Origin of the sequence: Zoogloea sp. (assembly GCF_023150065.1) — a bacterium.
GTDB lineage: Bacteria > Pseudomonadota > Gammaproteobacteria > Burkholderiales > Rhodocyclaceae > Zoogloea.
Window position 1 is genome coordinate 1 of the sequence record NZ_JAKLLN010000156.1, and the last position, 621, is coordinate 621.

A 621-nucleotide genomic window follows, 5' to 3' on the forward strand; every position below is an offset into this window, starting at 1 on the left:
CACCCTGCGCCGGCAGGTGTGGCGGCGCAGCCGTGCCCTCGGCCTCGGCTCCCTGCGGGCCTACCTGGCCGTGCTGGAGGCCGATGCCGGCGAGCTGGCCCGGCTGCAGCATGGGCTGCTGGTGTCGGTGTCGGCCTTCTTCCGCGACGGCGAGGTGTTCAAGGCGCTGCGCCCGGCCCTGGAGGCGCTCGTGGCGGCCCGGCGCCCGGGGGAGGGGCTGAGGGTGTGGGTGCCGGCCTGTGCCACCGGCGAGGAGGTTTACTCGATCGCGATGCTGCTGGGCGAAGTGCTCGACGCGCAGGGCGGGCGGCTCGACCTGCGGGTGTTCGCCACCGACGTGGACCGGGAGGCCCTCGACTTCGCCCGCGCCGGGCTCTACCCGGCCGCCGAGCTGGCCGAGCTGGGCGAGGCCCGGCTGGCCCGCTGGTTCCGTCCGGAGGCCAACGACCACTGGCGCGTCAGCAAGGCCCTGCGCGACCTGTGCGTGTTCTCGGTGCACGACCTCACCCGCCACCCGCCGCTGGTGCGGATGGACCTGCTGAGCTGCCGCAACGTGCTCATCTATTTCAAACCCGCCCAGCAGGCGGAGCTGCTGCTCAGCTTCCATTTCGCCCTCAACCC

1 protein-coding gene is annotated in these 621 nt (G+C 73.3%); it reads left to right on the plus strand.

Annotated features, from left to right (window positions below):
* Positions 1-621, plus strand: a 621-nt coding sequence (locus L6Q67_RS24015; RefSeq protein WP_296576175.1) for a protein-glutamate O-methyltransferase CheR, incomplete at both ends; no start/stop codon positions are given.